Origin of the sequence: Labrys sp. KB_33_2 (assembly GCF_052114505.1) — a bacterium.
In the GTDB taxonomy this organism is placed as follows: domain Bacteria; phylum Pseudomonadota; class Alphaproteobacteria; order Rhizobiales; family Labraceae; genus Labrys.
Genome location: NZ_JBFREW010000010.1, coordinates 185,244 through 211,701, shown reverse-complemented (window position 1 = coordinate 211,701; position 26,458 = coordinate 185,244). Strand labels below are relative to the sequence as shown.

The 26,458-nt window shown below is 60.9% G+C and carries 19 protein-coding genes; 10 read left to right on the top strand and 9 right to left on the bottom strand.

Translation table 11 applies throughout. The features are described 5' to 3' along the window. Positions 1 to 564 precede the first annotated feature (564 nt). Entirely contained in the window at positions 565 to 1,722 is a 1,158-nt protein-coding gene (locus tag AB4037_RS18805; protein WP_441772539.1) for a helix-turn-helix domain-containing protein, read from the top strand. A gap of 168 nt (positions 1,723 to 1,890) precedes the next feature. Here the strand turns inward: AB4037_RS18805 and AB4037_RS18800 are convergent, their stop codons facing one another. Then, complete coding sequence (locus AB4037_RS18800; RefSeq protein ID WP_441772538.1) at positions 1,891 to 2,568, bottom strand: hypothetical protein; 678 nt, start codon at positions 2,566 to 2,568, stop codon at positions 1,891 to 1,893. Here AB4037_RS18800 and AB4037_RS18795 point away from each other — a divergent pair. Both AB4037_RS18795 and AB4037_RS18790 read left to right on the top strand, forming a co-directional pair. Further along, positions 2,512 to 7,077 (top strand): PAS domain S-box protein, encoded by a 4,566-nt coding sequence (locus AB4037_RS18795; RefSeq protein WP_441772537.1) that lies wholly within the window; start codon positions 2,512 to 2,514, stop codon positions 7,075 to 7,077. The two genes, AB4037_RS18800 and AB4037_RS18795, sit on opposite strands and share 57 nt — an antisense overlap. 20 nt (positions 7,078 to 7,097) lie before the next feature. Further along, positions 7,098 to 8,048 (top strand): diguanylate cyclase domain-containing protein, encoded by a 951-nt coding sequence (locus tag AB4037_RS18790; protein WP_441772536.1) that lies wholly within the window; start codon positions 7,098 to 7,100, stop codon positions 8,046 to 8,048. Between the two features lie 68 nt (positions 8,049 to 8,116). Here AB4037_RS18790 and AB4037_RS18785 read toward each other — a convergent pair whose 3' ends face one another. From AB4037_RS18785 to AB4037_RS18770, 4 genes are all read right to left on the bottom strand, one after another. Then, positions 8,117 to 8,905, bottom strand: a complete 789-nt coding sequence (locus AB4037_RS18785) for a LuxR C-terminal-related transcriptional regulator (RefSeq protein ID WP_441772535.1) — start codon at positions 8,903 to 8,905, stop codon at positions 8,117 to 8,119. A 610-nt stretch (positions 8,906 to 9,515) separates the two neighbouring features. Next, on the bottom strand, positions 9,516 to 11,210 hold the full coding sequence (locus AB4037_RS18780) for a nucleotide-binding protein (protein ID WP_441772534.1): 1,695 nt from the start codon (positions 11,208 to 11,210) through the stop codon (positions 9,516 to 9,518). A 276-nt stretch (positions 11,211 to 11,486) separates the two neighbouring features. Next, positions 11,487 to 12,644, bottom strand: a complete 1,158-nt coding sequence (locus AB4037_RS18775) for a glycosyltransferase family 4 protein (protein WP_441772533.1) — start codon at positions 12,642 to 12,644, stop codon at positions 11,487 to 11,489. Positions 12,645 to 12,807: 163 nt separating this feature from the next. After that, the gene (locus AB4037_RS18770; protein ID WP_434955993.1) at positions 12,808 to 13,521 is read right to left on the bottom strand and encodes a sugar transferase; all 714 of its coding nucleotides are present in this window, start codon (positions 13,519 to 13,521) and stop codon (positions 12,808 to 12,810) included. A gap of 842 nt (positions 13,522 to 14,363) precedes the next feature. Between AB4037_RS18770 and AB4037_RS18765 the strand changes: the two genes are divergently transcribed. Further along, a complete protein-coding gene (locus tag AB4037_RS18765; protein WP_434959624.1) occupies positions 14,364 to 15,467 on the top strand; it encodes a glycosyltransferase in 1,104 nt (367 codons plus the stop codon). 167 nt (positions 15,468 to 15,634) lie between these two features. Further along, on the top strand, positions 15,635 to 16,903 hold the full coding sequence (locus AB4037_RS18760; RefSeq protein WP_434955994.1) for a polysaccharide biosynthesis/export family protein: 1,269 nt from the start codon (positions 15,635 to 15,637) through the stop codon (positions 16,901 to 16,903). Between the two features lie 46 nt (positions 16,904 to 16,949). On the opposite strand, the gene AB4037_RS18755 is transcribed toward AB4037_RS18760, so the two are convergent. Both AB4037_RS18755 and AB4037_RS18750 read right to left on the bottom strand, forming a co-directional pair. Beyond that, positions 16,950 to 17,705, bottom strand: coding sequence for a 2OG-Fe(II) oxygenase (locus tag AB4037_RS18755; protein ID WP_441772646.1), 756 nt, complete (start codon positions 17,703 to 17,705; stop codon positions 16,950 to 16,952). Between the two features lie 173 nt (positions 17,706 to 17,878). Then, positions 17,879 to 18,385 carry a hypothetical protein gene (locus AB4037_RS18750; RefSeq protein ID WP_441772532.1) on the bottom strand — a complete coding sequence of 169 codons (507 nt, stop codon included), beginning with the start codon at positions 18,383 to 18,385 and terminating at the stop codon, positions 17,879 to 17,881. Between the two features lie 318 nt (positions 18,386 to 18,703). Here AB4037_RS18750 and AB4037_RS18745 point away from each other — a divergent pair, with 318 nt between their 5' ends. Further along, on the top strand, positions 18,704 to 19,540 hold the full coding sequence (locus AB4037_RS18745; RefSeq protein WP_441772531.1) for an aldo/keto reductase: 837 nt from the start codon (positions 18,704 to 18,706) through the stop codon (positions 19,538 to 19,540). Between the two features lie 78 nt (positions 19,541 to 19,618). On the opposite strand, the gene AB4037_RS18740 is transcribed toward AB4037_RS18745, so the two are convergent. Both AB4037_RS18740 and AB4037_RS18735 read right to left on the bottom strand, forming a co-directional pair. Next, positions 19,619 to 20,536 (bottom strand): carbon-nitrogen hydrolase family protein, encoded by a 918-nt coding sequence (locus AB4037_RS18740; protein ID WP_441772530.1) that lies wholly within the window; start codon positions 20,534 to 20,536, stop codon positions 19,619 to 19,621. A gap of 21 nt (positions 20,537 to 20,557) precedes the next feature. Further along, a complete protein-coding gene (locus tag AB4037_RS18735; RefSeq protein ID WP_434955999.1) occupies positions 20,558 to 21,115 on the bottom strand; it encodes an Lrp/AsnC family transcriptional regulator in 558 nt (185 codons plus the stop codon). A 261-nt stretch (positions 21,116 to 21,376) separates the two neighbouring features. On the opposite strand from AB4037_RS18735, the gene AB4037_RS18730 reads away from it, so the two are divergent. The 4 genes from AB4037_RS18730 (at position 21,377) to AB4037_RS18715 (ending at position 26,454) form a co-directional block, all read left to right on the top strand. Continuing rightward, on the top strand, positions 21,377 to 22,873 hold the full coding sequence (locus AB4037_RS18730; protein WP_434956000.1) for an APC family permease: 1,497 nt from the start codon (positions 21,377 to 21,379) through the stop codon (positions 22,871 to 22,873). Beyond that, positions 22,870 to 23,751, top strand: a complete 882-nt coding sequence (locus AB4037_RS18725; protein ID WP_441772529.1) for a universal stress protein — start codon at positions 22,870 to 22,872, stop codon at positions 23,749 to 23,751. Before AB4037_RS18730 ends, AB4037_RS18725 begins: the two co-directional genes overlap by 4 nt. 105 nt (positions 23,752 to 23,856) lie before the next feature. Then, the gene (gene speB / locus AB4037_RS18720) at positions 23,857 to 24,810 is read left to right on the top strand and encodes an agmatinase (protein ID WP_441772528.1); all 954 of its coding nucleotides are present in this window, start codon (positions 23,857 to 23,859) and stop codon (positions 24,808 to 24,810) included. Positions 24,811 to 24,831: 21 nt separating this feature from the next. Beyond that, complete coding sequence (locus AB4037_RS18715) at positions 24,832 to 26,454, top strand: 5-guanidino-2-oxopentanoate decarboxylase (protein WP_441772527.1); 1,623 nt, start codon at positions 24,832 to 24,834, stop codon at positions 26,452 to 26,454. Positions 26,455 to 26,458 lie beyond the last annotated feature (4 nt).

Below are 26,458 nucleotides of genomic sequence, written 5' to 3'. Positions count from 1 at the left end.
CTAAGGGGCAAGTTATGCGAGATCGATGATTTGGTCGTTAGCTTGGAGTCCGCAGACATAGCAATGAGTACAAATTCCGAGGCAATCTGGTCCGGACGTGGTAGCAAAATGTCTCCAAGGGCGTATGGCCTCATACGCCTTGCCCTCGCGGGAGCTGTGCCAGGGGCGGGGATTTGAGCTCTTTTGCCGTATATATTGTTACTGCCTGAGTACGCACGCGTGAGGGGACGGCGGCGAAGGGCGGAATTTGCGACGGAGATATGCCTCTGTATAATTGGTAATAACCTCTACGATATATCCGTTGAACGGTATGATTTTATGAAATATCCCCTTGGGCATGGCGCAACCTTACCGTGCGATACGTTGGTTTGCGCAACAGGCAGGAATCGGCAATCCACTTGTGCATAAGGTAAAGGAGGAGGGGCTGGACGCGTTGAAAAGTCTCTTTTGAAGATTTCCTTTGTTGTTCATAATAACAGGTGCGGTCGCCACCTCGAGGTGCCGTCGGCAAGATATATGAGCTCCCGATTTGCGTGAGCCTGCCGCGAAAGCGAGGAAAACAGAATGGACGATGGCGCGTCCCGCAACGATCAGAAGCCGGTCTCCGGTGCCCCGGCCCAGCGCCCTGGCAAGGAGCGCCGCCGTTGGTCGCGACAATCCGGTTCTCAGCAAAACGACAATCCACCTCCACCTCCAGCTCTGGCGCCTCTGGTTTTTTCGACAGAAACATTCCCGCCGCGCGAGCAGTTCGAAGCCTGGCAAGCGCTCAATGCGCCGCTTGCCGATCTGACGCTTCCCGATGGCGTGACGGCGGAGCAAGGATTTGCAGCGCGTCAGATCGCGTGGAATCTCGGCGGCATGCTGGTCGTGCAGCAGAAGGCGTCTGCCCACAGTTATCATCGTTCCGCCGCTAAGCTTCGCTCCAGTCTCATCGATCATTGGGTGGTCATTCTCAGGCGCGAGGGAAAGGCATGGACAGAGGTTGGCGGACGTGTCGTCGAGAGCCAGCCGGGAACGGTCGAGATCCGCTCTCTCGGCCACGCTTTCCGCGGCAGAATGCTCGAATCGCAGAGCCTGACGCTTTATTTGCCGCGCGATCTCTTTGCCGATTCGACTGCGATTCTCGATGCCGACAACAATCGGATTCTGTCGCGTAACCTTGCCGGCCTGCTGGTCAGCCACGTCGACACCGTGGAGGCACGGCTGAGCGAGTTCAGCAAGGATGATCTACCCGGTGTGGTCAATGCCACCAGGGATATGGTCCTGGCCTGTGTGGCGTCCACCGAAGAGCGGGTGGTGGCGGCCAGCAAGCACGGAACGGTGGCGCCCATGGAACGTGCCCGGCGCTTCATCCGCAATAATCTACAAACAACCGCCATTACGCCCGACCTGTTATGCCGGGAACTCGGCATATCGCGGACTCATCTCTACCAGTTGTTCGAGCCGAGCGGCGGTGTGGTTCACTACATCCAGAAACAACGGCTGCTCGCCGCTCACGCCGCGCTCAGCGATCCGTCGGACCGCCGCTTGATCGCCGATATTGCCGAGAGTTTCGGCTTCGCATCGGCGGCCGATTTCAGCCGCGCTTTCAGCCGGGAGTTCGGCTACAGTCCACGGCAGGCGCGCAGCGCCCCCGCGCCGAGCCGTCTGGTGAAAGACAGCGCTCAGGATGCGGATGGCCTGCCCTCGTTCGAGCGCTGGCTCAGAGCTTTGGGAAGCTAAAGTGTTTTTGCGATTTGAAGGAGTGGCCTAGAATCGCAAGGGCCCTTTCCAGACAAGAAGCTAGAGCAAAGCGCGTTCAGGCTTGAACGCGCTTTGCTCTAGGTGACGATGGCACGGTGTCATGATCGCTTGGCAATGATACCGTTCCCGCATGATGGGCAGCTTTCTCTACGCCGTGCGTTTCAGAGGGAAGCAGGCATGTCTTCGAATGTGCGAAGTGGCGGTCAGCAAGAGGATGGCGCGGGCAACATCAAGCCCGTCATTCCCGCCGCTGTGCTCGATGGATGGGCCGCTGCGGCCGATACCTTGGCAGGGCTTTTGGAGAATGCAGTCGCACTTGTCACGCGAGGAGCCGGCCAAGACGGTGAGATCGTCGTCGTCAGCCAAGGGGCGGTCAATGCCTATCGTCCCGGCCCAATGCCAGGCCAGACCACCCTGCAGCACTTCAGCGAGGCGGTTATACGCGATGCCGGCAAACAAGCGCTCAGCATCTCCGGCGAGGGAGATCGGCAAGCAGGCATCACTATCGACACCGCGGCGGGGCAGGTCCTCCTCGGGACGCCGATCTATGGATCGAAGGGTGAAATCTTCGGCGTGCTGATGGTTCAAAAGGAGGGTGGGGCCGAGTTCTCGCCTGCCTACCAGAGCTTGGTCATCCGTTTTCGGAACGAGATCGAGCATGATGTGAGGCTGCTGTTCCTGAGTGGCAGCGACGTGCAGCGCGACGGCAAACGGATCGAAACCGAAAAGCGACTTGGAGACAATCGTTTCAGCTTGCTCCTGGAACATGTGGCCGACGATTTCTTCGTCCATGACGATCAGGGCAGATTCCTGGACGTCAACCATCACGTGACCCTCAGCACCGGTTTCACAAGGGAAGAACTCCTGCAGATGTCGGTGCCCGACATCGTCGAGGATTTTGACCTGGAATGGGCCAAGCAGGTGTGGGCGGCGGCCGAACCCGGCGTTACGAAGACGCTCTACGCCAAGCATCGCCGCAAGGATGGCTCGATCTTTCCGGTCGAGGTCCGCCTCTCCTGTCATCTCTATCAGGCCAGGAAGACGTTCTTTGCGACCGTGCGCAACATCAGCGAGCGCGTGGAGGCCGAGAATGCCATTCGCCGGCTCAACGCCGGGCTCGAGATCAGGGTCGCCGAGCGCACGGCCGAACTGCGCAAGACCACCAATTTGCTGCAGACGGTTTTCGATGGCACCACGGATGCCATTTTTCTGAAGGACCTCGACGGCCGCTTCGTAATGCTCAATCAGGCGACGGCCCGGTTCCTGGGCCGGCCCGCGCCCGAGATTCTGGATCGGGATCTAACGGCAGTGGTCGATCCGGAAAATGCGGCCCGAATCCTGCGGGCGGATCGGGAGATCATGGCGGGCGGCAAAGCCGTGACCATGGAGGAGACCTTCATCGTCAATGGCACCAGGCGCTATTTCTTCGTCACCAAGGTTCCAAGGCGCGATGAAAATGGCGACGTGATCGGCCTGATCGGCGTTTCACGCGACGTGACGGAGATCCGCGCCACGGAGGCAGCCTTGCGTCACAGCGAGGCGCGTTGGGAATTTGCGCTCAATGGCGCGGGCGATGGATTGTGGGACTGGGACCTGCGCACCGGGCATGTCTTCTACTCCCGGCAGTGGAAGGCGATGCTGGGGCATGCCGAGAACGAGATTGGGCCGACACTCCAAGAGTTCGTCGATCGCATCCATCCGGACGACCTGCAGGCGGGTTGGGAGGCGGTGGAACGGCATATACGCGGCGAGGCTCCGGATTTCGTCATTGAGCTGCGCATGCGGGCCAAGGACGGATCCTGGCGCATGATTCTCGATCGCGGTAAAGCCATCGAGCGCGATGAGGATGGTTCGCCCCTGCGCGTCATCGGAACCCATACTGACATCACCGCGCGCAAGCAGATCGAAATGGAATTGTCGGCGCGCGTTCGGTGGTTGTCCGAAATGATGGAAAACCTGCCGATTGGTGCGGTTTTCGTGACGGACGATGGCATCCTGGTCAACCGGGCAGCCGAGGAACTCACCGGCTACGGGCGGGAGGAGTTGTCGAAGCCCGATGCATGGTCCAGGCATTTTGGCGGCGATCTGTTTGACGCTCTCACCTCGGGTTCGTCCGGCGCTCAGGTGGATAGGACCTATCGCACTGGACAGCATAGTTTCTTTCGCAGGGACGGGGCGTTACGCCTCACCGAAGTGGCTGCAGCCCAAGTCGGAGATCACGCAATCTGGCTCATGCGTGACATCACCGAGAACAAGGAACTGGAAGCCCAACTCAGCTCGCTTGTCGACAACCTGCCCCATGGCGCTGTCTATCGCCTGGTGCAGACGCCGGACGGCAAATTGTCGTTGCCCTATGTGAGTGCCGGCATCCTGGCTCTGACCGGCGTACCAGCCAGCGAGATCATGGAACGGCGAGAGGCCTTCATTCAGACGATCCATGAAGACGATTTGCCCGGCTACAACGCGATGCTCGAAGATTCGCTCTCGCGTGGCAGCGTATTCGATTGCCAGTTCAGATCCCGCATGCGCGATGGCCGCATTCTCTGGCTCCATTGCCGCTCCGCTCCCCGCTATCAGGGCGATGGGACGGTGATCTGGGATGGTGTCATGCAGGACATCACCGCCCGCAAACAGGCGGAGGATCTCATCGTCGCCCTCAAGGAGCGCATGGAGCTTGCGATCAAAGTCGGTGGCGTCGGCATATGGGACATGAATGCTCGGGAGCAGAAATATATCTGGGACGAGCAGATGTATGCCCTCTACGGGTTGGAGCACGATGCTTTCGACGGCAGCCTCGAGCGCTGGCTTTCCTTGCTTCATCCCGACGACGTCGACCGCGTGCTGAAGCAATGGCAGGAAGCCATCGGCAAGACGGGGACATTCGAAAGCGAATTCAGAATTGTGCATCCTGATGGCGCTATCCGGCACATTCGAGGTCAGGCCGAAGTTTTTCGTGCCGAGAATGGGTCGGTCTTGCGCGCCCTGGGCATCAACCAGGACGTCACCGAGGAAAGGCGTACGGCCCAGGCCCTGATCCAGGCGCGCAAGGCCGCGGAAGCCGCGCAAGCAGCCAAGGGCGAATTCCTGGCCGTGATGAGTCATGAGATCCGCACGCCGATGAACACGGTACTCGGCATGACCCGGCTGGCGCTTCAGGCGGAGCGAAATCCCAGGCAGCGCAATTATCTCGACAAGATCAGTGCATCGGCACAGACGCTGACCTCCATCCTCAATGACATTCTCGACTATTCCAAGATCGAGGCCGGCAAGCTGGAAATGGAGGAAAGCGAATTCAGGCTGGAGGCGGTCCTGGAATCGGTCTCCGCCGTGACGGCCATGAAGGCCGAGGAGAAGGGTATCGAGATCATCTATGCCGTGGCGCCGCATGTGCCCTCGCGCCTTGTCGGCGACTCGCTCCGCCTCGGACAGGTGCTGATCAATCTGGTGAATAATGCCGTCAAGTTCACCCATAAGGGCGAGATCGTGGTGTCGGTCGACGCCAAGCAGGTCGGAGTTTCCAATGCCGTCCGGCTGCAGTTCGCCGTGCAGGATACGGGGATCGGCCTCGATGCCGATCAGGTCGCCGGCCTGTTCCAAGCCTTCGCCCAGGCCGAGAAGCATGTCTCGCGCAAATATGGCGGCACAGGCCTCGGTCTGGCCATCTGCAAACGACTCGTCGAGGGCATGAATGGGCAGATCTGGGTTTCGAGCACGCTGGGCAAGGGCAGCACCTTCTATTTCACCGTCGAACTCAGGTCACCCCAGCGCTCCGCTTCGCATGATGGAGCTCTGCGCAGCGGGGAGTTGAAGGGAAAAAGGGTCCTGATCGTCGATGACAATGCCAGCGCGCGTGAGACATTGGCGGGGATGGTGCGGGATTTCGGTATGGAGAGCCATGCCGTCGGTTCCGGCAAGGCTGCGCTGGTGGCACTGAATCAGGCCTGCGAGCAGGAGCGGCCCTTCGAAGTCGTTCTGATGGACTGGCGCATGCCCGGAATGGACGGCCTGGAAACCGCTGGGCGGATCAGAACGGATGCGAAGCTGAAGAGCACGCCGGCCGTGCTGATGGTGACGGCCTACGGCCGCGAGGAAGTGCTCCGGCGTGCGGAGCAGCTCGGTCTGCATGGCGTGCTCATCAAGCCAGTCACCGTGTCGGTGATGTTCAACACCATCGTCGGGGTCTTTCATGACGCGGCAAGCACGGCCTCTGCCGCAACGAGCGGGGGAACGCCCGAGATCGCGCTCCCCCAGGCCCAGGACGAGATCTTGGCAACACTCTCCGGCCGGCACATTCTGGTGGTTGATGACAATGCTTTAAATCGGGAAGTCGTTGGCGATTTCCTGCAGTTGGCAGGTATGCAGGTGGACACGGCAGTGAATGGCAGCGATGCCCTGGCCAAGCTGGAAACAGCCACCTACGACGCCGTCTTGATGGATGTCCACATGCCGGAGATGGACGGCCTGACCGCGACGCGCAGGATACGCGCGCAAGAGCGCTGGGCGTCGCTGCCCCTGATTGCGCTGACGGCACAGGCCCTTACCAAGGATCGCGAGGCCAGCCTTGCGGCGGGCATGAACGCGCATTTGACCAAGCCGATCGATGAGATCGCCCTGTATCAGACGTTGATGGAATTGCTCTCACCCGCATCCATAGCGCAAGGGGTTGACGAGGGGACGCCGACCAGGATTGCGGAGGGGGGCGATATAGAGGACGTTTTCGCTGGGTTGAGTGGTGTGGATCTATCCGCAGCCCAGAAACGTCTCGGTGGTAGCCGTGAGCGGTTGCAACGCCTCCTTCAGGGTTTCGTTCGCGACTTCAGACAAGCACCCGCACAGCTTGATCAATACATGTCGCGGCGGGACGCCGGAGCCATCGCGGCGCTCGCCCACGCCGTCAGAGGCGCGGCCTCTTATCTGGACGCTCATGATTTATGTGCGGCCGCAGCCGACATCGAGGAGATTTCCCGTCGCGGTGACCTCGACGAACTCCAGGTTCTCTTACCCCCGTTTCGTGACGGCTTGGCAATGCTGCTTAGTCAGCTCGACCGTCCTGCCGTAATATCCGTGGAGCAGAGGGGAGAGACGGGACGCGACGATCTGCATAAGGTTCTGGAACTCATCGCGGCAACCGAACCCCTGTTGCAAAGCGGCGACTATGCCGCTTATGCCATATTGGATCAGATCATCGCCGAGCTCTCCGGAACTGTCGAAGTCGAAAGAGCAAGAGCGATCCTGAGCCATTTCGAGGAACTTGAGCTGGCCGAAGCAACAACCCTATTGCAGCAGTTGAACGCCGATTTGGATCAACGGGTGTTTGAAAGATCTCCAGAGTGAGTGATGCTCTTCTGCAGACGGTGCTGATCGTCGACGATGACCGGATCAATCGGAGCGTGCTGGCTGAGCTGCTGCAACGAGAATGCAGGATTCTCCTGGCGAAGGATGGGGAAACTGCCCTCCAGCGTGCACGGGATGAAAGAAGCATCGACTTAATTCTGCTCGATGTCTCGATGCCGGGCATGGACGGCTACGAAGTGCTGCGTCGGCTGCGCTCCGACCCCCAGACTGCCAATATCGCCGTGATCTTCATCACCTCTCTCACGGATGAACAGGACGAGGAGCGTGGGCTGTCGCTGGGTGCTGCCGACTATGTCTTCAAGCCGATCAGCCCCGCGATCGTGAGGGCGCGCGTGCGCAACCATCTCAAATTGGTGGCGCAACGCAATGAGCTGGAGCGCCTGTCCGAAAGGGATGGCCTGACAGGAATCGCGAACCGGCGCTATTTCGACAAGGCATTCGAGCTGGCCTGGCGGCATGCCATTCGCTCCGGCGATCCGCTTAGCGTCGCCATGATCGATGTCGACCACTTCAAGGAATACAACGACCATTACGGTCATGGCGCTGGCGACGAGGCCCTGCGGCAAGTCGCCCAGGCCCTCACACTTGGGGCCGGGCGCCCCTACGATGTTTCAGCTCGTTATGGCGGCGAGGAATTCGTCCTGCTGTTGCCGGGCCTGTACGAGCTGGAGCCGCTGCTGGAGAGATTGAGGTTGGCCGTGCTCGACCTTAATCTACCGCACGCCCGTTCACGCACCGCCGAGGCGGTGACCATCAGCTGCGGCGGGGTGGTGGCTTTCATATCGCAGACGGATAAGCCTTCTGCCTTGCTGGGCTGGGCCGATAAATTGCTGTACCGGGCCAAGCAGCAGGGACGAAACCGGGTGCTGGTTTGGCAGGGGCAAAAGGAGGGACTGTTCCTTCCTGTCGGGCAGAACGGAGCCGGCAAGCCGCCGGTAAAGCCGGCGTGATCGCCGGGCTCGGCGAACGAAGCCACCTGTAAGACAGCCGGGAATGAAAGGGGGCAAGTACCTTCTTGTCAGGAGGTCCTGGCGATATCCAATGTGAGGCGCTGCATATCCGAGGCGCTATGAAGCTCATAGCCCTCGGCGCGCAGGATGTCGCGGGACTTATGGGCAATTGCCGTCCGGCTTTTCACCTTCAGTTTCTTCATGATGTTGCGAATATGGACCTTCACCGTGCTCTCGCGCAGGTTGAGTTCCGTCGCAATGGCGGCATTGGACTTGCCGCGGCTGACGGCCGCGATGATCGACAATTGTCGGGGAGAAATGCGCGGATAGTGTCGGTCAGTCTGCTCCTGGCGGCCAAGGGAAGGCTCGGCCGTGGCCCGGATCAAACTGGCAGCAGGCACAAAGACACCCCCGGCAATGACGAGCCGCGTCGCCTCGATTGCCACCTCGGCGCCGAGTGTGCTGGGAATATAGCCTTTCACGCCGAGGTCGAGAGCTCTGAAAATGCTGGCTGGATCCTCGGAGTCCGACAGGATGATGACCGCTGCGGAGGGGGTATGTGCGGCCGCCGCGGCCAGAGAGGTCAAATCACTCGGATCCTCGCCTTCACAGATGATGACGAGCGAAACATCCTCATGCACATCGGCAGCAGCATTCCATTCCTCCAGTCGAGCGAATGGCAAGATTTTTCGATCAGGAAACTCTACTTCCAGGACACGGCCGATGCAGTCTCTCTGTAATGTCCTGGGATTGACGAGGGCGATTTGTCCTGATGGACTGTTTACTACCATGGTGGTGCCATATGATTGACCAAGCTGCCTCAAGGGCATCGAGGAGGATATATCTGCAGGATTCAATTCAAACACTTCACATAACGTTAAACGGACAAGGTAAGACTGAATTCTGGTCAAGAGACAAACAGCTACTCTTGCGCGTGACAGAATGAACAATCTGTCCCCTGGATCATGAATTCGACCGATGTCCGTTGGTCATGCCTGGCAAGAGTAGGATGTTCCGCGAAGGAAAGACTTGTGAATTGCCGCCACCTCGACGATTCAGTCTGGTATTTCCTTGGTCTAGAGCACTGCAATGCCATCATGAGCCCCTGCAGAATGTTGCAAGGCCTGCTCTAATTCAATCTAGCAATGTTGATAGGAAGCAAGCGGAAGCCGGAACCGATTTAGGTACTATCTAACTCAAAGGCGGTACCCTAAATTGGACGAGAGAGAACGTTGGGTAGACAGAATGCCAATTGGCCTCGTTACGTGGCCAAACGGCACTACCGACGGCATCCGCGGGCTTTGCCCGGAGGTCGGCTACAGTCTTCACCGACCTCGTCGGACCGGGCACAGATTCCCTCCAAGGGGGTATTCGGCCCGAATCGAGGGAGGCACCGAGGCACGCGGCCATGCTCTGCGGAAGGTGCTATATTGAAGGGGGCGGCGCCGATAAGCGATGCGTGCCGGCTTAGTGGCGAGGGCGGCGCAGAAGTACCGGCCAGTCACGCCGGGGTACTTTGTTGAGCACGGCACCCAAGACCTTGCCATTGGCTTGCTGCAAGGTATCGAGCGCCTCGGTCACATCGTCACTGGTGGTTCGGCCTGCTTCGATGACAAAGATCATCGTATCGAGGAGTGGTGCCACCGCCTTGACATCGGAGGACAGGCTCATCGCTGGCAGATCGACGATGACGCAATCATAGGCGTTCAGCGCGTTGAATTGTTCTTGCATGGTGGACGAGCCGATGAAGAGATCGATATCGGCCGAACTCCCAGCCCTGTTCGCAGGAATGAAATCGAGACGAGGAGCCAGATTGATCGCGGAAGCGGTGATCTGCTTGCCGCGCTGTTGCAGGACCTCGCTCAGGCCGTAACGGGCGTCCGGGGCGTAGTGACGGCTTAGCGCGTCGTCGCGCAGGTCGCAGTCGATCAACATGGTGTGGTGGCCGCTCGCGGCAAACAGATGGGCCAGATTGGCGGCGATGGTGGACTTGCCTTCATGGGGCAGGCACGATGCGATGCCGATGACGCGCGCGCCGGAATTCTGTTCCTTGCCCATGATTGCCGTACGCACGGCCCTCAGGCTTTCGGCGAAGGGCGAGAGCATGCCCGCTTGAGAGGTGCTGTAGGCGAAGTAGCTCTCGCCCGACTTGGCTTGGCGCCGCTTGAACAGCCGTAGCGATTTGATCGCTTCCATCAGCGTTTTCGGCAGCTTGACCAGATCCCGGCGGAGATCGGCGAGGTTGTGTGGCAGGCCGGAGCCGCGCTCGTCGGTCGCAAAGGGGATGATGCCGATGCAATTGAGACCGAGCTCACGCTGCACATGCCGCTTGGCGCGCAGCGTGCGGTTGAGCGTGTGAAAAATACTGACCGCACCAAGGCCAGTCAGCAGGGAGAAGGAAGCAGCCAGCAGCAGAATCAGTTTCGTTTGCGGATAGCTTTTCGAAAGCGGCTCCGTCGCGGAACTGATGATGCGGGCGTCGGAGGCGGAGAACTGGCGGTCAGGCAGGACACCCCTGCGTACCGCGTCCTCAATGGCCAACTGCTGCCCCTTGATTTCGTCGATACGCCCTTGCAGCCATTCGTTGTTGCGCTGCATGGACAGCGATCTGGCATCGATCTGGTCGCGGATGAAGGCGGCGGTGACCGAGTTGGCAATCGAGGCGGCCTTGGTAGCGGATTTCGAGCGATAGCCGATCTCCAGCACCAGGGATTGCCCGATTCGGCGTACCGAGACGCGGTCGCTGAAGGTGGTGAAAGCGGCTGCGTCATGGCGTTTGACCAGGTCCGGCGTCACATTCTGCGAGGGCAGCGGGCCAACGAATTCGGGATCGTTCTGCAGATTCAGCGTCTGGAACACCAAACGCAGAACCCGCTCCGACTTCACGATCTGAATCTGACTCTCGATCTGCGAATTATCGAGATTGGTCTGCAGAAGGCCAGGGTCTACCCCCTGGGAACTCGAGAACGAACTTCTGGGCTCCAGAATTACGAAGGAGGCCGCATAATATTCCGGCGGTGTGCTGACGATATAGATGATCGCGGCGACGACGCAGAGGATGAACCACAGCACCAGGCCGCGGGCATAGCGCATGATCTCGACAAGAATGTCGCGCAAGCCGAAACTCGTGGGCTGATCATTCAGCGGCCTGAGATAAAGCATGTCAGCGGCCTCGAACCTTCAACAAAATCCATGAACAGGGCGACATTGGAAAGCCAGGAGACAAGGCGCTGCCACGCGGCCTGTTCCGCCCAGGCAATGCAGAATTCAGATCGAATATCGGGCTTATAGAGTTAGGGAAGGCAAGTCGCAATGCTTGGCTCGCAATACTATTGGCAATAATGGCGGAAGGTTTGGCTCATGTCGGTTCGCGACGCGCCAAGCTCAAATCAGGGGCTGAAAACAGGTTACGATGAAGGCATGACTTCCAAGAACGCGTCATGCATTTCCGGCGTGCCTCTCGCGAATGATGTCGAGATAGCCTTGGGCCGATTTCCGCCATGAATAGGCTCCGACGCGCTTGCGCCCTCGTTCGGCGAAGGTGGCGCGCAATGTGTCCGATGCAGCCAGGCTCTCGATATGGCGGAGCCAGAGGGTAGGCTGGTCGGGTGGGGCCAGCATCGCCGCATCGCCGCATACTTCCGGCATGCTGGCCTGATCGGACGAGATCACGGGACAGCCAAGTGCCATCGCCTCGATGATCGGCAGGCCGAAGCCTTCGGTGAGGGAAGGAAACAGCAGGCACAACGCGCCTTGCAGCAGGGCTGCCAGGTCGTCATCGTCGACAAAGCCCATGAAGCGCACGTTCGGGGCGGGCGTCCCGTGTTCTTCCGCGGCAAAAATGCTGGATTGGCCCCCGGTGACGACAATGTCGATGCCGCGTTCATCCAGGGCCTTGGCGAGACCGAGCACCATGGCGACGTTCTTATGGCGGGCGCGGCTGCCGATAATGAAGACGTAAGGCCGTTCCAAGCGATGCTTGGCGCGAATCGAGGAGCGGGACGCATTCCAGCGAAAGACGTGTTCATGGCCGTTGGGCAGAACGACGATGTCTTCGCGGGCGATCGGCAAATGGCGGGCAAGCTCTCCCGCCGAGAAATGCGAGACGGTGGTGATCGCGGCGGCGCGTCGGACCAGCAGGGGAATGAGCGTTCCGTAAACGGCGCGAAAGGCGAGGCTGTAGCTCGCCGGCATATTGGCGACATTGGCATCATGGATGCAGACGATCTGCCTGCTTCGAGCAACCGGTCCCAGATTACACAGATTCAAGAGGAAGCGCCGATCGAGGGTGGGCAGCGTCATCTGCTCCCAAAGATGCCCGCGCAGGCGTTGGGACCGCCTGGTCTGAATGGCGCGATATGCCGGAACGTCGCTGCTATCAGGCAAATAGAGGCTGGCCTGGCCTCCTTGCTCGTGCAGAAGCTCATCGAGATGGGCGGTGATCTCCCGTGCGTAGCGCTGCACGCCGGTGACTGGTTGAGTGAAGAAGCGCCCATTGATCGCAAAGGAAAGCGGCTCGGTCATCGTAGACGAAGGGGCTTGTGGGGCAGGAGCCAGGGCAATCGCGCTCGATTGCGGCAATGTGTCGACGTTCATCGCAGGCATTCCCTTTCGATGCAAGCGACCTGAGGGCCGGCGCGCGCGGTTCGCTGAGACAAGCCACCGCGGTCAAAAAAGAGCGCCCGAAGTCGGTGGTACTTCGGGCGCAAGGCTGACATTTGCTCGATCGCTTGAACTGCGACCGACTCTTGAACCGAACTCAATAAGACCCAGAGGGACGCAGCACAGCGGGGATCGTCTTCAGGATGATGACGATATCGCTCCACAGGCTCCATTCACGCACATAGCGGACATCGAGACTGACACGGTGCTGATAGGATACGTCGCTGCGGCCGCTGACCTGCCACAACCCGGTGAGACCGGGCCGCACCTTGAGATAGTCATCGATATGGGCGCCGTAGCGCACCATTTCGTCGCGGACGATCGGCCGGGGCCCGACGAGGCTCATGTCGCCGCGGATCACGTTGAGGAGCTGGGGCAGTTCATCGACGCTGGACTTGCGCAGGAATTGGCCGAGCGGCGTGATGCGCGGGTCGTTCTTGAGCTTGTGAGTTTCTTCCCATTCCTCACGAGCGACATTGTTGCTGGCCAGGTGCTCACGCAGCACCTCGTCCGAGTTCGTCACCATCGAGCGGAACTTCAGGCAGGGGAAGAGCGCGCCGCCACGTCCGACGCGGTTGTGCCGGATGAAGATCGGTCGGCCCTGAAGGACGAGCAGCGCGCCCAGCAGCAGCAGGAAAAGTGGGAGCAGGAAAACGAGTGCGGCCGAAGCCGTGACGATATCCAGCACGCGCTTGCTCCCCCTTGCCAATTCTAGGGACAAGCCGCTTCTTTGCTTATTCGATTTGAACAAGGAAGCATCGTCCTTGCCGGATATACGGCTAAGACTGTTCGAGCTAGCCAAGTTTTCCATCTCTCGCCTCGGTCAGAGTGCTATATTACGTTATGTCATTCATCTCGGGTGGAGCTGCCGTCCAGCATGTTGCGCTGCAGCAGCCAAAACAAACTCGGACTTGGTGCGGCGTTTAGAAGTTTTTGCCGACGTTCGTAAACACAAGCCGATACGTGTTTTGATTTGGATGAACTTATTGACCCTGAATTGCTGAATTTTGTGTTGGAAATCAAGGATTAGAGCTATTGGAATTTGGGGGGGTTGGTACCTACCGTTGCGTCGAGTTGGAGGCATACCCCTATCCAAAAAGGATAGAATTTGAATGGTTGCATACCGTTTAGGAGGTAGGGATGGGGTGCGCTGCATCATAGAAAGGCGTTGGATCTATCTCTTTGGAAGGCTGGATGAGGTAATGCTCTGCATCTTCGCCATATTTTCCCCTATCCCGGAGGGGGGCATCGATACTCTAACCTAGACTCTCGAATAGGAACGCCATGCTTTCGGCATCGCCGGGAGGCTGCCAATTAGCCCGTGGTGCGTCTTCAAAGGGAGGGAAGGGATAGTACCGAAAGCGGAATCCTGGCGGGACTCACTAGGAATTTGGCGGGTTTCAGGCCAAAAATGGCCGAATACCCCACCCTGGGGGGATGTGTGCTAGAACGCACATCGTGGCCAGCCGGCACCTGCTAATCTGCGAGGCTTGCGGTCATCCCGTCGCAGTTTGCCGGCGTTTCGTGCATTGGTGGGATGGGGCGAATTACCCCCTTCGTCGTACGCCCGAATGCTTCGGCGCGGGTGGCGAAAACTGTATGTGTGCTTTGAATTGGGCGATCGACTTGGGGCCCGCAGGAAGAATTGGTGCAATGCGAGTTGCAATCGTACATTACTGGTTCGTCGGCATGCGTGGCGGCGAAAAGGTTATCGAGGCGCTCTGCGAGCTTTTTCCGCAGGCCGACATCTTTACCCATGTCTATCGAGCCGACGCCGTGTCCCCGGTGATCCGCCGGCATAAGGTGTCGACCTCCTTTATCGACCGGCTGCCCGCCGCCCATCGTTTCTACAAGTCCTATTTGCCCTTGATGCCGATGGCCCTCGAGAACCTCGACCTTCGCGGTTACGACTTGGTGATCAGCAGCGAGTCCGGACCGGCCAAGGGAATCGTGCCACCCGCGGATGCGACCCATATCTGCTATTGCCACTCGCCGATGCGCTACATCTGGAACATGTTCCATGATTATCGGGAGCGTAGCGGCTTCGTGACTCGCATGATGATGCCCCCGATTGCGCATTATATTCGCAATTGGGATGCGGCCTCTGCGTCACGCGTCGATCATTTCGTGTCGAACTCAAAGACGGTGGCCCGACGCGTCCAGTCTTATTATCGACGCGATTCAGATGTCATATTCCCGCCCGTCGATACAACAGCATTTCGTCCTGTAGAGGCGTCCGAACTCGAGGATTACTATCTGATGGTGGGAGAGCTGGTCCGCTACAAGCGGCCAGATCTGGCGGTGGAGGCCTTCAACCGAACCGGCAAGAAACTCGTCATCATTGGCGGCGGAGAGATGTTCGCCAAAGTCAAAGCCATGGCTGGGCCGACCGTTTCGGTCCTGGGACCGCAACCTTTCAGCGTGTTGCAGCACAATTATGCCCGCTGCCGCGCTTTGGTGTTCCCTGGAGAGGAGGATTTCGGCATCGTACCGGTGGAAGCGATGGCCAGCGGACGTCCCGTGATCGCCTATGGGCGGGGAGGGGCAACGGAAACCGTGGTCGCTGACAGGACCGGGGTGTTCTTCCAGACCCAGAGCGTGGAAGCCATCATCGATGCTATCGAGCGTCTGGAGAAGATGGAGATCGACCCGTCGGCCATCTCGGCCCATGCGGCGGGCTTCGGCAAGGAAGTCTTCACCGAGAAAATGCGTGCCTATGTCGAACGGCGCGTGCATGAAAAGAGCGCTCAGGCATAGTCGATGAAGCGGCAGCGCTACGTTATTTCAAGCAGACCGGATCCGGCCTTCACGCAAGGCCCGTTCATTGAAGGACGGTATTGAGCCTCATGAGTTTCGAAGCATTTCACAGGGCCCCATTTTCCCGCAAACCACGGCGCGCAGGCCTTCGTCGCTTGATGACAGGCTTGCTGACCGCGGTTGTTGCCACGATGGGTGTTGCGACGACGGCGCTGGCCGAGCCCTACCTGCTCGGTCCGGAGGACAAGCTCAAGATCAGGGTCTATGACTGGCGTGCTTCCTCGAGCGAGGTGCATGAATGGGGTGCGCTGACCGGCGAATTCGTGGTGGGTGCATCCGGCAACGTATCCCTGCCGCTCATTGGCGAGGTGCCGGCGGCAGGCAGGAGCACGGGCGACCTGTCGGTCCTGATCGGCGAGAAGCTGCAGGCCAGCATCGGCCTTTCCAATCGGCCCGATGCCTCGGTGGAAGTGTCGACCTACCGGCCTTTCTATATATTGGGCATGGTGACCACGCCCGGCCAGTATCCCTACAAGCCCGGCCTTACCGTGCTCCAGGCCGTCAGTACAGCGGGCGGCGTGCTGAGGGTGTCCGATTTCGGGCTTCTCAGCTTCCAGCGCGAGAGCCTGGTCAATCGCGGCGATCTGCGGACCCTGGGGGTGGAACGGCTGGGGCTGTTGGCGCGCGAGGCACGCCTCGACGCCGAGTTGCAGGGCAACGACACCATTACCTTCCCCAAGGAGCTGATGAGCCAGGCTGACACGCCGCAGATCGCTCAGATGATGAAGGAGGAGCAACTCCTGTTCGAAGCGCGCAAGCAGGCATTGCGCTCGCAGGAGGATGCGATCAACCAGACCAAGAAGCTGCTTGGCTCGGAAATCGAATCCCTCAAGGCCAAGAGCCAATCCCTGCAGCGCCAGCTCGAATTGGCCAAGCAGGAATTGGACAATGTCAACAGCCTGGTATCCAAGGGGCTAGCCGTCGCCTCGCGCAAGTTGGCGCTTGACCAGAACGTCTCGCAGTTCGAAAGCAACCGCCTGGATATCGATCTGCTGAGCTTGCGTGCCCAACAGGATGTCTCCAAGGCGGAACGCGATATCGTTGACCTGCACAACAAGCGCCGCAACGACATTCTGACCGAGATCTCGGATGTCCGGGGCAAGATCTCCATGAATGCCGAGAAGACGACCACGACGCAGGGCCTCATCTACAACGCCGAAGTGCAGGCGCCGCAGGCGGTCGTCTCCCAGATCGGCAATATCAACAGCAAGCTCACCTTTGCCATTATCCGGCGGGTCGGTGACAAGACGCAGACCATCGAGGCGGCGGAAGCCGACCCGGTCTATCCCGGCGATGTCGTGAGAGTGGATCGAGTCGGGGCATCACCCAACGGCCAGGAAATCGTGCCGCGCTCTTCTGCTTCGGCACAGCCCTGACGGCGGTCTGCCGGAAGGCGTAGCAGTCCGCCTTTCCTTTGGTGCCCTATCGGGCGTCGTGGAAGATGAGACCCAATGTGTGCCTCTGTCCCGAGCGGACCCGGCTGACGCCGTGGCGCAGATTGACGCGATAGGATCCTCTGCTGCCCTGGACCGGCCGGTTGTGCACGGCGAAGGCGACGGCATCGCCCTGGCGCAGGGGCACGACCTCCACGCGGCTCTGCATGCGGGGCCGCTGTTCGGTAAGGACGAACTCGCCGCCGGCGAAATCGCGGCCAGGCTGCGAGAGGAGAATGGCCACCTGGATCGGAAAGGCCAGGTCGCCATAGAGATCCTGGTGGAGACAGTTGAAATCTCCCGGCCCATATTGCAGCAGCAACGGGGTTGGCCGGTTCTGGCCGGCTGCGTGGCATGCCTTTAGAAAATCGACATGGTTGGCCGGATAAGCCGCCTCGATTCCCATGCGCTGGTTCCAGGCATTGGCAGTGGCGGCAAGGCGGGGATAGAGCGCCGTTCTGAGATCGCCGATCAGCGCTGGCAGGGGATAGGCGAAGTAGCGATATTCACCGCGGCCGAAGCCGTGTCTCGCCATATGGATATGACTGCGGAAATGCCGTTCCTGGCCGTAGAGATCGGCAATGCCCCGGCATTCGTCCGGCGAGAGCAGGCCCTCCAATACGGCACAGCCATGTTCATCGAGTTCCTGCGTCAGCCCTTGCCAGGGATAGGCAGCGATCCGGTCCGCGCCGGAAGAGGCAGGAACAGGCAAGGAAACAGGTTGGGGGCGCGGCTGGCCGGGCATGGCTCGTCCTTTCGTCATCATGATTGGCTCACGATAAGTCTAGGCCCGCTCGGCCCTCCCGGCATTCCGATCTCTGCTGCCTGTCCTGCAGCACAGTCACGGATCATCAAACATGACAACACCGCGGGCGAGGCGCACGCGGTGCGTTCAGAGACGGATCTGCAACACTGCGATCAGTGCTTCGTCTGGGTCTTGGCGAAGCGGCACTCGGCGGCCATGGCGGCTGCATCCAGCCGCACCATGGCATCGGTGATGATCCGGCGAGCCTCGATCGGAATCTTGCCGCGCATGGCCAGGAAATCGCCGGCGCGGCGATGATCGGAATCGGGCAGGGCTTCAAGTTGCAGCAGGGCGTCGGCCCAGCGAAGGCAGGCCTGGACCTTCGCCGGGGATCTGCGGTCCCTGAGATTGGCTATCGCGTCATGCGTCGCGAACTCATATTCGAGTGCCGCTGCGATGGCCGGGTCTTTCGGCTCTTTCATGGATGCCTGACTCACTGGGGTCGTTCGAATGGAAGACAGTTTGTTCCCAGACAACTTAATGAAATCGATCTCAAAATGCAGACCGGCAAATTTGCGGGGTATTTTTGGGGTGGTGCGGCAAAAACGGTTTCCGCCTCGGCCGAAAGTAGCAATGCATTCCGCCATGCGGATAAAGGCGGCGCCTGTCATGCCGCTCATACACTCTCGGATGACGTAAGGAGAGGCATTGAGCGGCCTGGATGCTGCCGGCACCCGTCGGCTCCGGTTGCCGACATGGCCTTTCCTTAGACCTTTTTTCCTCCTCATCTACCGCAAAGAGGTAGGGGGAAAACAAGGCGAGAGCCGGAATTTGTCGCGTATTGCAGGGTAACCACCACGTTTCGCCTCGATTTCCTGTCTCCAGGTCGTTGGCAGCCTGTGATCTGCGGGCAAGGGTCGAACTTGGGCGAGACGGGCGATAGGATTGTTACAGCGTGCGGGCTTTGCTTTCCCTAACGCCGATTCGAGGGGTAGGCCATGACGACGATTTCCACCACCACGCTGCCTGACGGCTCGTCCATGCCCGTATTCGGGCTCGGCACCTGGGGCATGGGGGAGGCGAGGCAGGAGGCCGGAGCAGAGGTCGCCGCCTTGCGTACCGGACTCGATCTTGGCATCCGCTTGATCGATACGGCCGAGATGTATGGTAGCGGCGGTGCCGAACAGGTGGTCGAGCAGGCGATCTCGGGGCGGCGCGATCAGGTCTATCTCGTATCCAAGGTGCTGCCTTCGAATGCCGGCCGCCGTCAGGCAATGCGCTCCTGCGAAGAAAGCCTCAAGCGGTTGGGCACCAATCGCCTCGATCTCTATCTCCTGCATTGGCGAAGCTCGGTACCGCTCGAAGAGACGATTGCGGCCTTCGACGAATTAAAACGGGCCGGCAAGATCCTGCGCTGGGGCGTTTCCAATTTCGACGTGGACGACATGGAGGAGGTCGAGGCGATCAGTCCCGACTGCCAGACCAACCAGGTGCTCTATAATCTGACGCGCCGCGGGATCGAATACGATCTGGTCGGCCATTGTCGCGAACATTCCATGCCGATCATGGCCTATTCCCCCATCGAACAGGGGGCGCTGGCCAGGAACCGGGTGCTGGACGCGATGGCGCGGGACCATCGGGCGACGCCGGCGCAGATTGCGCTCGCCTGGGTCCTCGACAAGCCCGGCATCGTCGCCATTCCCAAGAGCCGCCATCCCGAACGCGTGAAGGAGAATCTGGGCTCGCTGGCGATCAGGCTCACCGATGCCGATCGTGCCGGCCTCGACGCCGCCTTCCAGCCGCCACGTCGCAAACAGGCTCTCGAGATGCTCTGAACGAGGGCGGGGAGCGCGGCTCTTGGAGCGTGCCGTGCCTGCTGCCCGGCGGATGCCAGCCTCGACCGTCGGCCGCGGTCAGGACCAGTCGCGCTTGCGCATCGGAACCAGCGGACCAAGGCTGTCGAGATAGGCCGAGCCGCCATTATCGGCATAGGTAGACAGCACGACATTCTTGTCGCGGAACGATTTCAGGACCTGTCCGAGGCCGTTTGCTCCTTCGGTACGGACCTGCCTGACCAGGCCGAGATCGATGTTGATCGGGAAGATCTCGGTGGCCTGGCCGCATTGATGCAGCACCACGCCGGTCGGATCGACGACGAGCGAACGGCCGACGCCGCCGCCGTCCAGGCCGTTCACGTCGAAAACATAGCAGGAGAACATCACCGCAGTGGCCTGGACGATGGCAAGCTCGGCCTGGCGATCGGTGGTGCCTGTGAGCACCGGGTGGATCAGCACCTCGACGCCCGCCGAGGTCAGGGTGCGGGTGGTTTCCGGGAACCAGATGTCGTAGCAGATCGACAGGCCGAAACGACCGACCTCCGGCACGTCGAAGATCAGGAACTCGCTGCCCCCCGTGACGCCCGCCTCGAACGGCATGAAGGGGAACATCTTGTCGTAGCGTCCGACGATTTCGCCGGCGGGATTGATCACCACGGCGTGGTTGTAGGTCTTGCCGTCGCGCTCGACGAAGACGCTGCCCGGAATGATCCAGATGCGATGCTTGGCCGCCAAGGCCTGGAAGACGGCCTCGTCGGCCGAGGGATCGGGGGAAGCGCAGGCGTGCAGCGGGCCGTGCGCGGCCAGTTCGCTGAACACCACCATGTCGACGCCGGGATAGAGCGCGACCGCTTTTTCCAACTGCGCCGCCATCGCCGCGATGTTCTGGCCGGTGACCGGCACGGGCATCTGGATACCGGCAATCAGGAAGCGGGAATTGTCCCGCCGTGGAGGCGGGGCCGATGTGTCGTTCACCTCGGGGTGAATGCCTGACATGTTTTTCCAGTTCTCACGGACTCACTCCACTTGCCGGGTAGCGGTTTTCGCGGTGGAATCCAAGCGGAGCATGGAGCGAGGTTGTGGAGCGACGAGATCGTCGAGGGCCACGCCTTTGAAAGGCTTGGTCGATTTCAACACGATATAGCTCGACAGATTGCCGATCTTGGGGCCGAGCTTCAGCAACTCGTCGGACAGCATCTGGTAGGAACCGATATCGGGGCAGACGAAGCGCACCAGATAGTCGATCGGGCCGCTCACCTTGGTGCACTCCACCACATAGCGCATGCCCATCACCATCTTCTCGAAAGTGAGGAAATCGTCGAGACCGTGGCTGTTCAAGGTCACCGCGGCGATGACGTCGACATGTCGGCAGACCTTGGCGATGTCGATACTGGCATGATAGCTCGAAATCACGCCGGCCTTCTCGAGACGTTTGACGCGCTGCAGGCAGGGGCTGGGCGACAGGCCCACGGCGTCGGCAAGTTCCTGGTTGGTGGCCCGGGCATCGGACTGCAGGCGTGCCAGGATACGCAGATCGACCTGATCGAGCCGGATCGAGCCATCATCGTCTTTCATTCGCTTCGCTCCCTGCCGCTCGACCTCCCGCTGCGACTCCAGTGGGGCCAGCCTTTTCAGGGCGGCATGAGGATACCTTGCGCGTGTTCTCGTCAAGACGGAGCCGCAATGGCCCGCGGCACAAACTTGCGTGCAGCCATGTTCCGGCAGCAGCAAGTGTTGGAATGTGACGGAAATTTGGCAGCACTTTTGCTAGGCCCGACGCTACACTGGCGCACAATAAGAAGGCACCCGAAAGGGCAATCCAGGGGAAGTGAAACCATGGCGTCATCCCTCATCGAGCGGCTCACCCGCAAGAAGCCGGTCAATCGACTGGTTGCCGATACCGCCGATAGTGGTGATGGCCACGGCCATCTTGGTCGCTCCATCACCTTGTTCCAGCTCACCATGTTCGGCGTTGGCGCCACCATCGGTACCGGTATCTTCTTCGTGCTCAGCGAGCAGGTGCCCGTGGCCGGCCCGGCCGTGGTGATCTCCTTCATCATCGCCGCCGTTGCGGCGGGGCTGGCGGCGCTATGCTACGCCGAGATGAGCTCGATGATCCCGGTCTCCGGCTCCTCCTATTCCTACGCCTACGCCACCCTGGGCGAGGGCGTCGCCTTCTTCGTGGCGGCCTGCCTGGTGCTTGAATATGGCATCTCCGCCGCCGCGGTGGCGGTCGGCTGGGCCGAATATGTCGAGAAACTCCTGAGCAACATGACGGGCATCGTGCTGCCCAGCTGGATGATCAAGGGACCGATTACGCTTCCCGATAGCGACAACCCTTTTGCCATGGCCTTCTTCGCGGAGGGCTCCGGCCTGATCAACCTGCCGGCCGTGATCCTGGTGGCGCTGTGCTGCATGCTGCTGCTGCGCGGTTCTAAGGAATCGGCACGCACCAATGCCATCATGGTGCTGATCAAGCTGGCGGTGCTGACGCTGTTCATCGTGATTGCCGGCAGTGCCTTCAACGCCACTAATTTCACGCCCTTCTTCGGCGAGAAGGGATTCAACGGCGTGCAGGCGGCGGCCGCCTCGATCTTCTTCACCTTCGTCGGCCTGGATGCGGTGTCGACGGCGGGTGAGGAAGTGGTCAATCCCAAGCGCAATCTGCCGCTCGCCATCATTTCAGCCCTGATCATCGTTACCACCTTCTATGTGCTGGTGGCCATCGCCGCCCTCGGCGTCCAGCCTGCCAACCAGTTCAACGGGCAGGAAGCGGGCCTCGCCACCATCCTGCAGAACATCACCGGTGCCGCCTGGCCCGCCAATCTCCTGGCCGCCGGCGCGGTGATTTCGATCTTCTCGGTGACGCTGATCGTGCTCTACGGCCAGTCGCGCATCCTGTTCGCGGTTTCCCGTGACGGCATGCTGCCGGCTATCTTCCACGACGTGAACCCGCGTACGATGACCCCGGTCGCCTGCACCATCATCGTTTCGGTCTTCGTGGCTGTCATCGCTGCCTTCGTGCCATCAGGCCTGCTGTGGGATCTCACCAGCATGGGCACGCTGGTGGCCTTTACCGTGGTCTCGGCCGGCGTGCTCATTCTGCGCTACACCCAGCCCGACATGGTGCGTGGCTATCGCGTCCCGTTCGGCCCGGTTCTGCCGGTGCTCTCCATTATCGCCTGCATCTATCTCATCCTGCGGCTGAGCGGCATCGTTTTCGCCATCACCGGCGTGTGGATCGCCATCGCGGCTCTGCTCTACTTCAGCTATTCTGCTCGCCATTCGCGGCTGGAAACCCCCGACAACGCTGTTGGCGAGGCGGCCCAATGAAATATCTCGTTGGTCTTTCCGCCGATCAAGGCGGGCGCGAGGCTCTCGCCCTTGGCGCGGTGCTGTCGCGCTCATGCAACGCCTCGCTCGTGGTCTGTACCGTCACGCCCGATACCTGGGGGCCGCCGTCGCCGGCCCGTGTCGACGGTGAATATGGTGATTTCCTGCGCCAGCATGCCATGAAGGCGCAGGAGAAAGCCAAGGCGAGCCTGCCTCCCGACGTCCAGGCCGAGTTCGTCATCGTCTCCGCCTCGTCCGCGCGTGAAGGGCTGTTGCAGGTCGCTTCCGATATCGGCGCCGATTGCCTGGTGCTGGGGTCGACCCGTGCCGCCCCGCTCGGGCGCTTCGGGGAGGGGCACGTCACCACGGATGTGCTGCGCTCGGCCCATCTGCCTGTCGCCGTGGCGCCGAGGGGCTATTCGGCCGATGCGAGGACGCAGGTGCGGCGGCTGAGCTGCGCCTTTGCCGGCAGCGCCACTTCGCCGGGGCTGGCCCGGCGCAGTTCTGATCTTGCCCAGTTGCTCGGTGTGCCGCTTCGGCTGGTGACATTGGTGGTGCGCGACAAGCAGATGTATCCGACCGGGGCGGGCTACGATGCCGAGAACATCGTCTCCAACACTTTGCGCGAACAGGCGAGCGCCGCACAGGCCGCCGTCCTCGATCATTGGGACGGGCCGGTCGCGATCTCGGCGGAGATCGGCGACGGCAAGAACTGGAAGGCCGCCTTCGATTCGCTGCTGTGGGCGAATGCCGAATTGCTGGTGGTGGGATCGAGCAATCTTGGACCGCTGATGCGGGTGTTCCTCGGCTCCAATTCCAGCAAGATCGCGCATAATTCGCCGGTACCCTGCCTCATCCTGCCGCGCGTGGACGAGTAGGGCATTACCGGCTACCAGAAACTGGGGCCTCGGGCTCCAGTTACTCGAAGTTCAGGAAGCGGGCGATCGCAGGAGTGGCGGCCGCCGGCTCCATCGGAGGAAGTCATGACAGCCAGATTCTTCAACCAGCCGCTCGGTGGAAACGAGATGCCGCGTTTCGGCGGCCCCGCCACCATGATGCGGCTGCCGACGCAGCCGACCACGGATGGGCTGGACGCCTGTTTCGTCGGCATTCCCATGGATATCGGCACCTCGAATCGGCCGGGCACGCGTTTCGGGCCGCGGCAGATCCGCACCGAATCCTGCATGATCCGCCCCTATAACATGGCGACCCGTGCCGCCCCGTTCGACAGCCTGCAGGTCGCCGATATCGGCGACGTCGCCATCGACACCTTCAACCTGCCCAAATGCGTCGACATCATCACCAACGCCTATCGCGAGATCATCAAGAATGGCTGCCGTCCGCTGACGCTGGGCGGTGACCATACGCTGAGCTACCCGATCCTGCGAGCCATGGCCGAGAAATACGGCCCCGTCGGCCTGATCCATATCGATGCCCATGCCGACATCAACGAGCACATGTTCGGCGAGCCGATCGCCCACGGCACGCCCTTCCGCCGCGCTGTGGAAGCAGGTGTGCTCGATACCAAGCGCTGTGTGCAGATTGGCGTGCGCGGAACCGGCTATGCTGCCGACGACTTCGACTGGCCGCGCGAACAGGGTTTCCGTGTGGTGCAGGCCGAGGAGTGCTGGCACAAGTCGCTGACGCCGTTGATGGAGGAAGTCCGCGCCCAGGTCGGAAACGGGCCTGTTTATCTGACCTACGATATCGACAGCCTCGATCCCAGCATCGCCCCCGGCACCGGCACGCCGGAAATCGGCGGGCTCACCACCATCCAGGCGCTCGAAATCATCCGTGGCTGCTGGGGACTGAACCTGGTCGGCTGCGATCTCGTCGAAGTGTCGCCGCCCTATGATCCGGCCGGCAATACCGCGATCACGGCGGCCAATCTCCTGTTCGAAATGCTCTGCGTGCTTCCCGGCGTGCAGAGGCGATAATCCCAACAATCGGTGCATCACATGTCAGGCCCGTCCCTCACCACCGGCGAATATCTTGTTAGGCTGCTGGAGTCCTATGGCGTCGATCTGATCTTCGGCATACCCGGCGTGCACACGGTGGAGCTCTATCGCGGCCTGCCGGCCACGAAGATCCGCCATGTCACCCCGCGCCACGAACAGGGCGCCGGCTTCATGGCGGATGGTTATGCCCGGGTGACGGGCAAGCCTGGCGTGTGTTTCATCGTGACAGGTCCTGGCATGACCAATATCGCCACCGCCATGGGCCAGGCCTATGCGGATTCGGTGCCGATGCTGGTCATCTCCGCGGTGAACGCCCGGGATCAGTTGGCAATGGGGCAGGGGCGGCTGCATGAGCTGCCCTCCCAACGCAATCTGGTAGCCGGCGTAAGCGCCTTCAGCCATACGCTACTCGATCCCAACCAGCTTCCTGAGGTGATGGCGCGCGCCTTCACCGTGTTCAACTCGCAGCGTCCCCGGCCCGTGCATATCGAGATCCCTCTCGACATCATCGTCGCGCCGGCCGACCATCTGTCGACGCAGGCTTGGCCCTTGCCGGCCAAGGCCTCCGCCGGTGTGGCTGATATCGAGAAGGCCGCAGCAATTCTCAAGGGCGCCAGGCGTCCGCTCATCGTGGCAGGCGGCGGCGCCGCCGATGCGGCGGCTGAGATCACCGCCATAGCCGGCAAGCTCGATGCGCCTGTTTTTACCACCATCAATGGCCGGGGTATTCTTGAGCCCGGTCATCCGCTCGCCCTCAACGGCAATCTCGGCATGGCACCCCTGCTGGCGGAACTGGCGGCGAGCGATGCGATCCTCGCTATCGGTACCGAGTTCGGCGAGACGGAAATGTATCCCGAACCCCAGACGCTCAAATTCGGCGGGCCGCTGATCCGGATCGACATCGATCCGCTCCAGCTAGCGGCCGGCCTGCGCTGCGACCTGCCGATCGCCGCCGATGCCAAATTGGCCGCCGCAGCGCTTTTGGCAGCTCTTGGCGAAGGACGCCCGATAGGCGATGGCGAGGCGCGCGCCAAAGCGGTGCGCGCCAAGGTCGAGGAAGGACTGTGGCCGGCCTGTCGTACGCATGCCAGGCTGATGGAGATCGTAACCAAGGCGCTGCCGGAGGCGGTGGTCGCCGGCGATCAGACTGAACCGGTCTATGCCGTCAACCAGTTCTACCAGGCGCCCCAGCCCCGGTCCTATTTCAATTCCTCCACCGGATACGGCACGCTTGGCTATGGCCTTCCGGCGGCCTTCGGGGCCAAGCTGGGTGCACCCAACCGGCCCTCCGTCTGCCTGATCGGCGATGGCGGCCTGCAATTCTCCCTGCAGGAACTGGCCAGCGCGGTCGAAGCCAAGATCGCGGCGGTGGTGATCATCTGGAACAATACCTCCTATGGTGAGATCAAGGCCTTCATGGCCGAACGCGACATTCCGCAGATCGGCGTCGACATCTTCACACCGGATTTCGTTGGCCTGTCGCGCGCGCTGGGATGCGCGGCGGCGTTGCCCGCCTCCATCGAGGAGCTGACGCAGGAACTTGCTGCCTCCACGACACGCGACGTGCCCACCGTGATCGAGATCCGGGCGGGCTCGGCGCTGGCTTCGGCACTGGCGCAGTGAGGCT

Bases quoted from the DNA above. Each gene is read 5' to 3' on its own strand.
- AB4037_RS18805 (WP_441772539.1), top strand. From the start codon at position 565: ATGGACGATGGCGCGTCCCGCAACGATCAGAAGCCGGTCTCCGGTGCC.
- AB4037_RS18800 (WP_441772538.1), bottom strand. From the start codon at position 2,568: ATGGTTGACGTCCAGGAATCTGCCCTGATCGTCATGGACGAAGAAATC.
- AB4037_RS18780 (WP_441772534.1), bottom strand. From the start codon at position 11,210: ATGCTTTATCTCAGGCCGCTGAATGATCAGCCCACGAGTTTCGGCTTG.
- AB4037_RS18775 (WP_441772533.1), bottom strand. From the start codon at position 12,644: ATGAACGTCGACACATTGCCGCAATCGAGCGCGATTGCCCTGGCTCCT.
- AB4037_RS18770 (WP_434955993.1), bottom strand. From the start codon at position 13,521: ATGGAAAACTTGGCTAGCTCGAACAGTCTTAGCCGTATATCCGGCAAG.
- AB4037_RS18765 (WP_434959624.1), top strand. From the start codon at position 14,364: ATGCGAGTTGCAATCGTACATTACTGGTTCGTCGGCATGCGTGGCGGC.
- AB4037_RS18755 (WP_441772646.1), bottom strand. From the start codon at position 17,705: ATGCCCGGCCAGCCGCGCCCCCAACCTGTTTCCTTGCCTGTTCCTGCC.
- AB4037_RS18750 (WP_441772532.1), bottom strand. From the start codon at position 18,385: ATGAGCGGCATGACAGGCGCCGCCTTTATCCGCATGGCGGAATGCATT.
- AB4037_RS18745 (WP_441772531.1), top strand. From the start codon at position 18,704: ATGACGACGATTTCCACCACCACGCTGCCTGACGGCTCGTCCATGCCC.
- AB4037_RS18740 (WP_441772530.1), bottom strand. From the start codon at position 20,536: ATGTCAGGCATTCACCCCGAGGTGAACGACACATCGGCCCCGCCTCCA.
- AB4037_RS18735 (WP_434955999.1), bottom strand. From the start codon at position 21,115: ATGAAAGACGATGATGGCTCGATCCGGCTCGATCAGGTCGATCTGCGT.
- AB4037_RS18730 (WP_434956000.1), top strand. From the start codon at position 21,377: ATGGCGTCATCCCTCATCGAGCGGCTCACCCGCAAGAAGCCGGTCAAT.
- AB4037_RS18725 (WP_441772529.1), top strand. From the start codon at position 22,870: ATGAAATATCTCGTTGGTCTTTCCGCCGATCAAGGCGGGCGCGAGGCT.
- speB (WP_441772528.1), top strand. From the start codon at position 23,857: ATGACAGCCAGATTCTTCAACCAGCCGCTCGGTGGAAACGAGATGCCG.
- AB4037_RS18715 (WP_441772527.1), top strand. From the start codon at position 24,832: ATGTCAGGCCCGTCCCTCACCACCGGCGAATATCTTGTTAGGCTGCTG.